Raw genomic sequence first — 11391 nt, forward strand, 5'->3', positions numbered from 1 at the left:
TCAGGCGGCAGCCTGGGCCGTGACGGGATAGCCGGCAGCGTCGATGGCAGCCACGATGCGGCCCAGGTCGGCCTGGCTGTCGATGCGCACCTTGCTGGTCGGCAGGTCGATCGCGACCCTGGCGTCGGCGTCGACCGCCTGTACGGATTTGGTAACACGGCCTACGCAGTGCTGGCAACTCATGCCTTCGACGGTGAGTTCATACATGGGAGTTTCTCCTGTTGCGTGGGACGCAGGCGTCCCGTTGGTTGACATCGGATCGATCAATTGTCGAGCGAGCGGCGCGGCCTCGACGTCAGACGCCGCGCTGCGCCAGCGCCGCAACAGCAGCGCATTGGCGACCACGCTGACCGAGCTGAGCGCCATCGCGGCGCCGGCCAGCACCGGATTGAGCAGGCCGAGCGCGGCCAGCGGCAGGCCGACCACGTTATAGATGAATGCCCAGCCCAGATTCTGGCGGATCTTGCGGTAGGTGCGGCGCGAGATGTCGAGCGCGTCGGACGCCAGGCCTGGGTCGCCGCGCATCAGGGTGATGCCGGCGCTGTGCATGGCCAGGTCGGCGCCGCCCGCCATCGCCATGCCGACGTCGGCCGCCGCCAGCGCCGGCGCATCGTTGATGCCGTCGCCGATCATGGCCACGCGCCGGCCTTCGGCACGCAGCGCCTGGACCACGTCCGCCTTGTCGGCCGGCAGCACCTCGGCATGCACGCGTTGGATGCCGAGCGCCATCGCCACCGCCCCTGCCGCGGCCCGGTTGTCGCCGCTGAGCAGCACCGGCGTCACGCCCTGCGCCTTCAGGCGCGCGATGGCGCTGGCGGCGCCCGGCTTGAGGCGGTCGCCGAAGGCCAGCAGGCCGAGGATGCGCGCCGTGCCGCCGCGGCGTTCGGCCAGCCAGGACACGGTGTGCCCGCGCGCCTGGTGTCCGGCGCCGCCCTCGGCCGCCAGGCCGAGTTCGTCCATCAGGCGCCGGTTGCCGAGCACGATCGTGGCGCCATCGATCTCGGCCTGCACGCCGCGTCCGGGCAAGGCGCGCGCAGCGGTGGCCGACGGCGGCGCCAGGCCCTGCGCGCGCGCCGCGTCGAGCACGGCGCGCGCCAGCGGATGCACGCTGTAGGCCTGCAGCGCCGCCGCCAGCGCCAGCACGCGGCGCGGGTCGTCGCCTTCGACGGCCGTCAGTTGCGGCCGGCCTTCGGTCAGGGTGCCGGTCTTGTCGAACACGACGACGTCGACCGCGTGCGCCGTCTCCAGCGCTTCGGCGTCCTTGATCAGGATGCCGTGGCGCGCCGCCGCGCCGGTGCCGACCATGATCGCGGCCGGCGTCGCCAGCCCCAGCGCGCATGGACAAGCGATCACCAGCACCGCCACCGCGTTGAGCAGCGCCGCCTGCCAGTCGCCGTCAAAGAGGCCCCAGCCGAGCAGCGTGGCCAGGGCCAGCACCAGCACCGCCGGCACGAACACGGCGCTGACCCGGTCCACCAGGCGCTGGATCGGCGCCTTGACCGCCTGCGCGTCCTCGACCATGCGGATGATCTGCGCCAGGGTGGCCGCCGCCCCCACTGCCGTCGCTTCGGCCAGCAGCACGCCGTCGGCGTTCAGCGCGCCGCCGGTGACGCGCGCGCCCGGTTCCTTGGCCACCGGCAGGCTTTCGCCGGTGAGCAGCGATTCGTCGAGGTGGCTGGCGCCCTCGCGCACCACGCCGTCGGCCGGTACCCGGGCGCCGGGCAGGATCACCATCAGGTCGCCCACGCGCAAGGCGTCGAGCGCGATGCGCCGGTCGCTGCCATCGCGCCGCACCAGCGCCTCGGCCGGACGCAATCCTTCCAGCGCCGCCAGCGCCTGCACCGTCTGGCGCTTGGCGCGCCCTTCCAGCCATTTGCCGAGCAGGACCAGCGTGATCACCATCGCCGACGATTCGAAATACAGGTGAGCTTCGCCGTGGCTGCGGTTGCCCGCCAGCAGCAGGTACAAAGACAAGCCATAAGCCGCGCTGGTGCCGAGCGCGACCAGCAGATCCATGTTGCCGCTGCCGGCGCGAACCGCCTTCCAGCCGGCACGGTAGAAACGCGCGCCGAGCCAGAACTGCACCGGCGTCGCCAGCAGCAGTTGCAGCCAGCCGGGCAGCATCAGGTCGAGGCCGAACGGCTGGCCCAGCATCGGCAGCACCAGCGGCAGGCTCAGCAGCATGGCGGCGGCCACCGGCCACCACGCCGGCCGGCCGCCGGCGGTGGGTGGCGTCGTCGCGGCAGCCTGCGGCGCGCGGGCTTCGTAGCCGGCGGCGCGCACCGCCGCAATCAGCGCCTCGAGCGAGGCGGCGCCGCTCACGGTCGCCTTCTCGGTGGCCAGGTTGACGCTGGCCGCGTTCACGCCCGGCGCCGCCTGCAGCGCGCGTTCGACCCGCGCCACGCACGAGGCGCAGGTCATGCCGTCGATGACCAGGACGATGTTGTCAGTTTGCTCGTTCTTTTGATTCATATCGTCAGATTAGCCCTTCCCACGATGGCAAGGTCAAGCGATTTTGCCACAGCGGGGCGCCGGGGTTGCCGCGGTATTGCGCCGGTCGCAGGCGCGGCGCCGCGCGGCGGGCTACAAACCCAGGTGCGCCCGACCATTCCACGCCATCCAATTCAACGCGGGAGGACCGATGAAAGCCCACTTCAAGCTGTTCCTGTGCGCGCTCGCCTGCAGCCTGTTCGCCGCCTGCGGCGGCAAGGACGACGACGACAAGCATGCGACCCAGGCCGAACGCGCCGGCATCGGCGCCGTGGCGCACAGCGCCGGCGCGACCCCGTTCGTGGCCCGGCTCAGCTACGCGCTGCGCAATTTCGACCACGTCGCCAGCATCCAGTACCGCATCGCGCCCCGTCCCGGCGCCCATTCGCGGGCAGCCGACGTCACCTACGAGCATGACTGGCTGGCGCGGCGCGCGGCCTGGACTGCGGCGGCCGGCAACATCGCCTTTCCCGTGTTCGGCCTGTACGCCAACCACCGCAACGAACTGACCGTCACCACCGTGTTTCGCGACGGCTCGAAACACGTGGCCCAGGTCGCGGTGCCGACCGGCGCCTACAGCGGCCCGGCCGCGGTGTACGCCGCGCCCGACATCCGGCGCGCGCGCGGCGCCGCCTCGCCCGGCTTCGACTACATGCTGATCCGCAACGGCCTGAGTTCGCCGGTGATCGTCGACACCGACGGCCAGCTGCGCTGGGCCGGCGTCGGCCTGGCCGATTCGGTCTCGTCGCTGTTCGGCGGCGACGCCTTCTATGTCGGCGACGCCAGCACCCCGCTGTTGCACCGCATGGATGTGGACGGCACCTTCCGCAGCAGCATCCTCAGCGACAATCGCCTGAGCAACTTCCACCACGAGCTAGCGCCCGGCAAGACCGGATTCCTGGGCCAGTTCGACGTGCGCGAGAACAACATACTGCGGCTCGAGTCCACGCTGGCCGAGATCGACAGCGCCGGCCGCGTCATCAAGCAGTGGGACCTGAGCCAGATCTTTCGCGACACCATGCGTGCCGGCGGCGACGATCCGGCCAACTTCGTGCGCGACGGCATCGACTGGTTCCACTCGAACTCGGCGATCTATGACCGCGTGGACAATGCCCTGCTGGTATCGAGCCGCGAGAATTTCGTCGTCAAGCTCGACTACGACACCGGCGCCATCCGCTGGATCCTGGGCGACCCCGCCAAGCACTGGTACGTGAACTACCCGTCGCTGCGCGCGCTGGCGCTACGCGTGACCGAAGGCAAGGTGCCGGTCGGCCAGCATACCTTGTCGGTGCTGGCCAACCGCGAGCTGCTGCTGTTCAATAACGGCCTGGCCAGCCTGAACCAGCCGGCCGGCGCCCCGCGCGGCCTGAACCGCACCTTCAGCACGCCGTCGCGCTACGCGATCGACGAAACGACACGCACCGCGCGCGAAGTCTGGACCTGGGAAGGCGAGCGCCGGCTGTATTCCGACATCTGCTCGTCCACCTACGAAGCGGCGCCGAACCAGTACCTGGTGGCGTACTCGGTGCTGGCCGAACGCACCCAGGCGCGCCTGATTGCGGTCGACGCCGCCGGCGCCGTCGCCTTCGACTTCGCCTACCCGAGCACGGTGTGCGATACGGTGTTCATCGCCCAGCCGTTCGGGCTCAACGGGCTCAAGCTGCAATGAAGCGCGCCCCGGCGCGCGCCTCGCCCTTGCGCCGCGTCCTTGCGCCTAACCTTTGCGCATGGCGTGCGCCGGCGCCGTCGCGCCGGCCGCATCCGGCTGCCGCCCTGGTTCCGGCTCCACCTCCGGCGCCGGCAGGATGCGTCCGCGCCCCGCCTTCTTGGCCTGGTACATCCAGCCGTCGGCCTCCTTGATCAGCTGCTCCGGCGTGCGGCGCTGGCGCGGCGCCTGGATCGCCATCCCGATGCTGGCGCCGATCCGCACCTGCACCGGCATGCGCGCGCACTGCAGCGGCACCGGTTCGCTCAGGACCTCGACCAGCTTGCGCCCGACGGTATGGGCGTCGCGCAGGGCATCCTTGAGGTCTTCCAGCAGCACCGTGAATTCGTCGCCGGCCAGCCGGAACACGCTGTCGGTGCGGCGCACCGCCCGGCGCAGGCGCTCGGCCACGATCCGCAGCAGTTCGTCGCCGGCCTCGTGGCCGTAGGCGTCGTTGACCGCCTTGAAGCCGTCCAGGTCGATGAACAGCAATCCCAGGCTGCTCTGGCGCCGCTCGGCGCGCGCCTGCGCCAGCGGCAGCGCTTCCATCAGCGCGCGCCGGTTGGCCAGGCCGGTCAGCACATCGTGCCGGCTCTCGTATTCGCGCCGCGCATCCTGCTGCTTGCGCAGCGTGACGTCGTGCAGGAAAGCGCTGAAGGTCGGTTCGCCGCGCACCTCCATGCGGCGGATGCGCACCTCGACCGTCAGCCGGCTGCCGTCGCGCCGCAGCGCCGGCAGTTCGACGCGGCGGTCGATCAGGCGCCCGCCGCCGCAGCGCAGCGCGTGGCGCATGCCTTCGCGGTGGGCGCCGGCCAGCTCGGCCGGAATGATCAGTTCTTCCAGCGGCCGTCCCAGCGCCTCGCGCTCGCCCCAGCCGAAGGTGTGCTCGGCCTGGCGGTTCCAGGCCAGCACGCGGCCGTCGGCGCCGAGCCGGATATAGGCGTCGTTGGCGTTCTCGATCACGCTGCGCAGCTCGGCCTCGCGCTCGGCCAGCTCGGCGGTGCGCTCGGCCACCCGCCGCTCCAGGTCGGCATTCAGCGCGGCGAGCGCGTCCTCGGCCAGCTTCTGGGCGTGGATGTCCTTGACCACCGTGACGTTGTATTCGTACTGGCCGGCGGCATTGAACTTGCGCTTCATGTCGAACTCGATCCAGATCAGCGAGCCGTCCTTGCGCACGTAGCGTTTCTGGCGCCGCAGGAAGTCGATCTCGCCCGCCATCAGGCGCCGGAATTCGATCAGGTCGAAGGCACGGTCCGGTTCATAGGTCACTTCGGCGAAGGTGCGCCCGCGCAATTCCTCCTCGCTATACCCGAGGATCTGGCACATGGCCGGGTTGACGCTGATGAAGCGCCCTTCCCGGGTAGTGAGCGAAATGCCGACGCTGGCGATGTCGTACACGGCGCGAAAGCGCGCCTCGCTGGCGCCCAGCGCCACGTCGCTGTCCTGCAGGCGCTCGCGCGCCATCGCCAGGCGCTCGCGGTACTGCACCTCGCGCATGATCACCGCCGCCAGGTCGACCATCACCGCCCGCTCCTCGGCGCTCAGCGTGCGCGGCTGGGTGTCGATCGCGCACAGGGTGCCGAGCGCCAGGCCGTTGCTGGAACGCACCGGCACCCCGGCATAGAAGCGGATGTCCGGGGCGCCGGTGACCAGCGGGTTGTGCTGGAAGCGAGCGTCGGCGGCTGCGTCCGGCACCACCAGCGGCTCGTCCTGGGCGATGGCGTGGGCGCAGAAGGCGTGCTCGCGCGGCGTCTCGCTGACCGCCAGCCCCACCTTGGCCTTGAACCATTGCCGGTCTGCATCGACCAATGAAAACGCCGCCACCGGCACCCCGAGCAGGCGGCTGGCCAGCCGCACCACGCGGTCGAACACCGGCTCGGCCGGGGTATCGAGCAGCTCGAGGGTGTGCAGCAGGGCCAGGCGTTCCTGTTCGTTGGAGGGCAAGGGGGCGGCGGGCATACGGTCGGTTCGCGCTCTACGTGAAATGATGCGTGTCATCTGGTGGGAACGGCGGCGCCATTCGCTTGGCATGACTGTACCAGAGGCGCGCGGGGTCGCGTCACGCGCACGAATGGAAGAGCTCGCGTTACTGCCCTGCCGCCCTGTCCCATCCTTGTCCCGCCCTCATCCAATCGTCACGCCGCACCGGAGAGACTTCGTTACAAATGGGCGCCGGGAAATTTATATACTGTGCAGCAGGTTCGTGTTCTGTGACGATCATGCGACTCCTGCCTGCCCTGCTACTCTGCCTCGGCGCCGGCTTCCCGGCCGCCTCGATCTCCGGCTCCGGATCCGGATCAATATCCGCTGCCACCGCAGGCGCGCGAACGGCCCCGGCGCTCAACCCGATCGCCGCCGTCAAGGCTGCCGAAGCCAGGCGCGCCGACGCGGTCGCCAGGCGCGACGTCGACACCCTGCGCTGCCTGATCGGGGGCGACTACTATCACGTCGAGACCAACGGCCGGGTTCGCTCCAAGACCGAATTCCTGCAGCAACTGGCGCGCGACGAGTACGAATTCGATTCCTACGTGGTCGACGACATCGAGGTCAGGCTGGCCGACGGCGGCCGCACCGCCGTCGTCACCGGCCGCCAGCTGGCGCGCACCCGCGCCGGCCGCCCGCAGCAATGGCGTGGCCGCTACCTGCGGATCTGGGTGCTGCACGGGGACGGCTGGCGCAACACGCTGCACCAGGGCACCGAAATTCGCAGCACTGCGCTGGCGTCGAACGACACGCCTTGAAGCCCCAGGACTAGCGCAGCCCCGACGCCGGGGCCTGGCGCACATTGCCAATGTCATTGCCGGCGCGTGGTGCGAGTGCGGCCCTCCCACCTGCCTGTTGCTTCCACGCCCCATATAACCGCTTGTCAAGTTCGCCGCACCCCACTATCATGAGAATGATTATCATTCTCTGACGTTGTTTGCCGGCCGTCACCATCCATGACCTCCTCTACCCTGAGTCGCAGCCACATCGCCTGGCGCACCGCGGTCGCCCTCCTCGGCGGCTACGTTTTCACCTGGGGCGTGGTCGCCGCCGGCGTGACCGTGCTGTTTGGCGCCGGCATGGAATTCCATGACGCCGAACACCTGTCCTACATCGTCGGCATCCTGGTATTCCTGGGCGCCTTCCTGGCCGCCTTCGCCGCGCGCGACCTGCGCCGCAGCGCCGCCACGCTGGTGGGCGGCGGCGCGCTGCTGACGGTGATGGCCTGGCTGCTGCAACAACGACTGGTCTGAGGAGAACCCATGTTCCAGCAATGGCGCCACACGATGGCATGGCTGCACACCTGGTTCGGCCTGGCCCTGGGCCTGGTGCTGATGGTGGTGTTCTTCTTCGGTTCCCTGTCCGTGTTCGACCGCGAGATCGACCGCTGGGCGATTCCGGAAACCCGCTACGAACCGCAGCCGATGCCGTCGTTCGACAAGATGCTCAAACCGATCTTCGAGAACATCCAGCCGAACGCGGTCGAGCGCGCCGCCGTGGCCGGCCTGGTGGACGGTCCGCTGCCGGCGCGCTTCGACACCCCGCGCAGCTGGGGCGCCTACACCACCCACCGCGATCCGGTGCTGAGCCTGTTCATCGGCTATGAAGTGCCGAACGCCAAGGATCATGAAACGGCGGTGTGGGCCAACCGCACCATCGACCCGCGCAGCGGCGTCGCCCTGCCCGACGACCGCCTCAAGGTCGGCAGCGGCTTCTTCTACCCGCTGCACTACAGCCTGACCATCGAATGGAAGCAGGTCGGCTACTGGATCGTCGGCTTCGCCGCCCTGATGATGCTGATGGCGCTGGTCACCGGCGTCATCATGCACCGCAAGATCTTCCGCGAACTGTTCACCTTCCGCACGAAGAAGAGCACCCAGCGCAGCATGCTCGACCTGCACAACCTGACCGGCGTCGCCGCGCTGCCGTTCCACTTCTTCTTTGCCTTTACCGGCCTGGTGATCTTCGCCTACATCTATTTCCCGGTGACGCACACCCAGCTGGCGCCGCTGCACGACCAGCACGAGCAGGTCGAAGCCAGGGAAACCGGGCTGCCGCACGACCGCGCCGGCGTGCCGGCGCGCATGGCCTCGGTCGACGCGATGGTGGCCGAAGCCCAGCGCCGCTGGGCCGCCAAGGGCATGGCCGGCGACGTCGGCTACCTGAACGTGCAGCACGTGGGCGACGCCAACGGCTACGTCAGCATCTACCGCGCCGGCACCGACCGCGTGCAGCTGGCCGGCGAAGGCATCCATTTCAAGGCCTCGACCGGCGAAGTGCTGCGCGAGGATCCGCCGCCGACCCTGGTCGCGCGCATCAACGAATTCCTGACCGGCCTGCACCTGCAGCATTTCCGCCACTGGCTGCTGCGCTGGCTGTACGTGCTGGGCGGCCTGGCCGGCTGCGCCTGCATCGCCACCGGCCTGTTCTTCTTCGTCGAGAAGCGCAAGCGCCAGCACGCCAGGGCCGGCACCGGCGGCGCGCGCATCGTCGACGCGCTGGCGGTGACGGTGGTCACCGGCATGCTGGTCGCCACCCTGTCGATGCTGATCGCCAACCGCCTGCTGCCCGACACCCTGCCGGCCGGCTGGCCATGGCGCGGCGACCTGGAGAAATACTGCTTCTGGGGCGCCTGGCTGCTGGCCGCAGCCCACGGCTACTGGCGCACCGCCGCCGTGGCGGCCGGTCAACTCGCGCCGGCGTGGCGCGAGCAATGCCTGGCGATCGCGGCGCTGGCCATCGTCGCCCCGGTGCTGAACTGGATCACCACCGGCGACCACCTGCTGCGCACGATCGGCTCCGGTTACTGGCCGGTGGCCGGCGCCGACCTGTTCATGCTGGCCAGTGCCGCGCTGGCGCTGCTTGCGGCGCGCCGGCTGCAACGGCGCGAAGCCGTCCGCGCCAGCGCCGCGGCGCAGGCCCCGATCATGGAGGCCGGCCATGCCTGATGCGCTGCTGCTCCTGATCGCCCTGCTCGCCTGCCTGGCCGGCATGGGCTGGCTGGCGCTGTCGATGGACGTGCACTGGGCGCAAGTGCGCGGCGCCGCGGCGCAGCCGGCGCGCCTGGTCACGACCCTGCGCATGCTGGGTGCGGCCGCCCTGGCCGCCTCGCTGGCGTTGTGCCTGGCGGTCGATTCGCCGTCGATCGCGGTGCTGGTCTGGTTCATGGCGCTGGCCGGCAGCACCCTCACCGTCGCGTTCACGCTCACCTGGCGCGCCAGCGTTCTCGGGATGCTGGTATTCTGGACACGTCAGGGCGTTCGGTAAGCGCCGCGCTGCCCTTTGCGGCTGCGGGGCCATTGTCGGCCGCCTTTGCGCAACAGTAAAACATCATCGGACGGCGCCGCTGCGCCCGCTCCGGGAACGGCAAGGCCGCTCCCGGACAGTCCTTCTCTCAGCAACAGTCATCAACCCACTGAACGGAGAACGATCATGCCTTATGCACTGCCGCCTTTACCTTATGCCTACAATGCCCTCGAACCGCATTTCGATGCGCAGACGATGGAAATCCACCATACCAGGCACCACCAGACCTACATCACCAACGTCAACAACGCTCTGGCCGAAAGCAATGTCGCCGAAGTGCCTGTCGAACAGCTGATCAGCGACATCGGTTCGCTGCCGCAGAACGTCCAGAACGTGGTGCGCAACAACGGTGGCGGCCACGCCAACCATGCCCTGTTCTGGACCGTGCTGAGCCCGGACGGCGGCAAGCCTTCGGGCCAGCTGGCGCAAGCCATCGAGACCGACCTGGGCGGCTACGACAGCTTCAAGGACGCCTTCACCAAGGCCGCCCAGACCCGCTTCGGTAGCGGCTGGGCCTGGCTGACCGTGGGCAAGGACGGCAAGCTGCTGGTGGAAAGTAGCGCCAACCAGGACAACCCGCTGATGGGCCAGTTCGCCGGCATGTCGGGCGGCACCCCGATCCTGGGCCTGGACGTGTGGGAGCACGCGTATTACCTGAAGTACCAGAACAAGCGTCCGGACTATATCGCGGCGTTCTTCAACATCATCAACTGGGGCGAGGTCGAGCGGCGCTACCAGGAAGCACTGGGCAGCCAGGCCGGCTGATCCACGTGGCGGACGCCGCAGCCGGCGTCCGCCATTCCCGCGAGTTGCAACAGCCCGGCGATACGCAAGGCGCCGGCGCCCTCACGCTCGGCGCGCAGGGGCTTGCGCGACACCGGCGCCCGGCGGCGCGACCGAGGCGCGCAGCGCCAGGCTGGCGCGAAAGCGCCGCGTCACGCGGCGCCGTCCTCCGTCGCACAGGTTGAGCAGTTCGGCCACGCCGCTGGCCGTCATTTCGCGCCACGGGATGCGCACCGAGGATAGCGGCGGCGCGGCGTAGGCGGCGCTGGGAGCGTCGTCGTAGCCAATCACGGACACGTCGCGCGGCACGTGGATGCCGGCTTCATAGAAGCGCGAGATCGCACCGAGCGCCATTTCGTCGTTGGCGCAGAACAGCGCGGTAAAGCGGGTTCCGGAGGCCAGCAATTCCTGGGCGCCGGCCCATCCCGCGCCGGACGAGAAATCGTGCTCGCTCACCCACATGGCGCCGGTGTCGATGCCGGCGGCTTCGAGTTCGCACATGAAGCCCTCGATGCGGTCGACGTTGTCCTGCACCGCCCACGGCCCGCCGAGCACCGCGATCTGGCGGTGGCCCTGGTCGAGCAGAGCGCGCGCCGCCAGGCGACCGCCCTGCACGTGGTCCACCGTGAAGCACTGCTCCGGGATACTCGCGAGGGCGTAATTCAGCGCCACCAGCCGCTTGCCCTGCTCGCCGAACAGCGCCAGGTCTTGTTCCTGCAAGGGACTGGTGAGCACGATCACGCCGTCGCAGCCGCGCGCGAACAGCAGGTTGACGCCGTCGACGGCTTCCAGCCGGGGCTGGCCCTGGTTGGTGCCGAAGCCCATCATCATGTGCAGCCCGGCGGCGCGCAGCTCAGTGTCGATGATCTGCAGGATGGCGGTATAGAAGGTCCCCGCCAGCATCGGGATATATACCCCGATCATGCGCGAGCGGCCGTAGAGGAGCGACCGCGCCGTGTGCGAGGGCCGGTAGCCCAGCGCGTCGATCGCCTGCCTGACGCGTTCCAGCTTGTCGGGCGAGACCGAGCCGGTGCCGCGCACCACGCGCGACACGGTCCCGGTCCCCACCCCGGCCATGCGGGCCACCTCCTTGATTGTCGCCACTTCCCTCCCCGATGCTGTTT

9 protein-coding genes are annotated in these 11391 nt (G+C 69.6%); 6 read left to right on the top strand and 3 right to left on the bottom strand.

Translation table 11 applies throughout. The annotated features are described in order from the left end of the window. Entirely contained in the window at nucleotides 1-2472 is a 2472-nt protein-coding gene (locus tag QPK27_RS21770; RefSeq protein WP_290420277.1) for a heavy metal translocating P-type ATPase, read from the bottom strand. Nucleotides 2473-2641: 169 nt separating this feature from the next. On the opposite strand from QPK27_RS21770, the gene QPK27_RS21775 reads away from it, so the two are divergent. Continuing rightward, the gene (locus tag QPK27_RS21775) at nucleotides 2642-4159 is read left to right on the top strand and encodes an aryl-sulfate sulfotransferase (protein WP_290420278.1); all 1518 of its coding nucleotides are present in this window, start codon (nucleotides 2642-2644) and stop codon (nucleotides 4157-4159) included. Between the two features lie 45 nt (nucleotides 4160-4204). On the opposite strand, the gene QPK27_RS21780 is transcribed toward QPK27_RS21775, so the two are convergent. Further along, nucleotides 4205-6154 carry a PAS domain S-box protein gene (locus tag QPK27_RS21780; protein WP_290420279.1) on the bottom strand — a complete coding sequence of 650 codons (1950 nt, stop codon included), beginning with the start codon at nucleotides 6152-6154 and terminating at the stop codon, nucleotides 4205-4207. A 260-nt stretch (nucleotides 6155-6414) separates the two neighbouring features. Between QPK27_RS21780 and QPK27_RS21785 the strand changes: the two genes are divergently transcribed. The 5 genes from QPK27_RS21785 to QPK27_RS21805 all read left to right on the top strand — a co-directional run bounded on the left by QPK27_RS21785 (nucleotide 6415) and on the right by QPK27_RS21805 (nucleotide 10249). Next, a complete protein-coding gene (locus QPK27_RS21785) occupies nucleotides 6415-6936 on the top strand; it encodes a nuclear transport factor 2 family protein (RefSeq protein ID WP_290420280.1) in 522 nt (173 codons plus the stop codon). Nucleotides 6937-7134: 198 nt separating this feature from the next. After that, a complete protein-coding gene (locus QPK27_RS21790; RefSeq protein WP_290420281.1) occupies nucleotides 7135-7431 on the top strand; it encodes an iron uptake protein in 297 nt (98 codons plus the stop codon). A gap of 9 nt (nucleotides 7432-7440) precedes the next feature. Further along, entirely contained in the window at nucleotides 7441-9126 is a 1686-nt protein-coding gene (locus tag QPK27_RS21795; protein WP_290420282.1) for a PepSY domain-containing protein, read from the top strand. Then, nucleotides 9119-9445 (top strand): DUF3325 family protein, encoded by a 327-nt coding sequence (locus tag QPK27_RS21800; protein ID WP_290420283.1) that lies wholly within the window; start codon nucleotides 9119-9121, stop codon nucleotides 9443-9445. The genes QPK27_RS21795 and QPK27_RS21800 overlap by 8 nt, the downstream gene beginning before the upstream one ends. Nucleotides 9446-9610: 165 nt before the next feature. Beyond that, on the top strand, nucleotides 9611-10249 hold the full coding sequence (locus tag QPK27_RS21805; protein WP_290420284.1) for a superoxide dismutase: 639 nt from the start codon (nucleotides 9611-9613) through the stop codon (nucleotides 10247-10249). Between the two features lie 81 nt (nucleotides 10250-10330). Here the strand turns inward: QPK27_RS21805 and QPK27_RS21810 are convergent, their stop codons facing one another. Further along, the gene (locus tag QPK27_RS21810) at nucleotides 10331-11371 is read right to left on the bottom strand and encodes a LacI family DNA-binding transcriptional regulator (RefSeq protein ID WP_290420285.1); all 1041 of its coding nucleotides are present in this window, start codon (nucleotides 11369-11371) and stop codon (nucleotides 10331-10333) included. Nucleotides 11372-11391 lie beyond the last annotated feature (20 nt).

The organism is Massilia sp. YIM B02443, assembly GCF_030411955.1.
Lineage (GTDB): Bacteria > Pseudomonadota > Gammaproteobacteria > Burkholderiales > Burkholderiaceae_D > Telluria.

Bases quoted from the DNA above. Each gene is read 5' to 3' on its own strand.
- QPK27_RS21770 (WP_290420277.1), bottom strand. From the start codon at position 2,472: ATGAATCAAAAGAACGAGCAAACTGACAACATCGTCCTGGTCATCGAC.
- QPK27_RS21775 (WP_290420278.1), top strand. From the start codon at position 2,642: ATGAAAGCCCACTTCAAGCTGTTCCTGTGCGCGCTCGCCTGCAGCCTG.
- QPK27_RS21780 (WP_290420279.1), bottom strand. From the start codon at position 6,154: ATGCCCGCCGCCCCCTTGCCCTCCAACGAACAGGAACGCCTGGCCCTG.
- QPK27_RS21785 (WP_290420280.1), top strand. From the start codon at position 6,415: ATGCGACTCCTGCCTGCCCTGCTACTCTGCCTCGGCGCCGGCTTCCCG.
- QPK27_RS21790 (WP_290420281.1), top strand. From the start codon at position 7,135: ATGACCTCCTCTACCCTGAGTCGCAGCCACATCGCCTGGCGCACCGCG.
- QPK27_RS21795 (WP_290420282.1), top strand. From the start codon at position 7,441: ATGTTCCAGCAATGGCGCCACACGATGGCATGGCTGCACACCTGGTTC.
- QPK27_RS21800 (WP_290420283.1), top strand. From the start codon at position 9,119: ATGCCTGATGCGCTGCTGCTCCTGATCGCCCTGCTCGCCTGCCTGGCC.
- QPK27_RS21805 (WP_290420284.1), top strand. From the start codon at position 9,611: ATGCCTTATGCACTGCCGCCTTTACCTTATGCCTACAATGCCCTCGAA.